This window comes from Cognatundibacterium luofuense (genome assembly GCF_018139685.1).
Classification (GTDB): domain Bacteria; phylum Pseudomonadota; class Gammaproteobacteria; order Burkholderiales; family Burkholderiaceae_D; genus Undibacterium; species Undibacterium luofuense.
The window spans coordinates 1-283 of record NZ_JAGSPN010000642.1; the positions used below are offsets into that span (position 1 = coordinate 1).

Genomic DNA, 283 nt, shown 5'->3' on the forward strand with positions numbered 1-283 from the left:
GGAACGCAGTATCAAGGTTTGATGCGCAGTCACGGTACTTTTCTGGTTCAGCGTATGCTCAGGCAGAATGGTGGCGGTATGCAGTTTAACGCGAGCGAATTGTCTGAGGTTGTCACTGCTGCCGATGAAATATGCTTCCGCCAACGCACCGCAACAGGCATCCTCCACACTGCTGAGCTGGCTGCCATCGGCAGAAATGCGCAGTAGCTGTTCGCGAAAAATGCCGTCCTGTTTTATTGTGTAGCCTTGGGCATTGCCGAACCAGATCAGCGTGGCATTGCCT

The 283-nt window shown here is 53.4% G+C and carries 1 protein-coding gene; it reads right to left on the minus strand.

Features of this window, described 5'->3' with window-relative positions; all coding sequences use genetic code 11:
* The coding region (locus tag KDM89_RS22005; RefSeq protein ID WP_212689874.1) for a hypothetical protein at positions 1-283 on the minus strand (283 nt) is incomplete at both ends.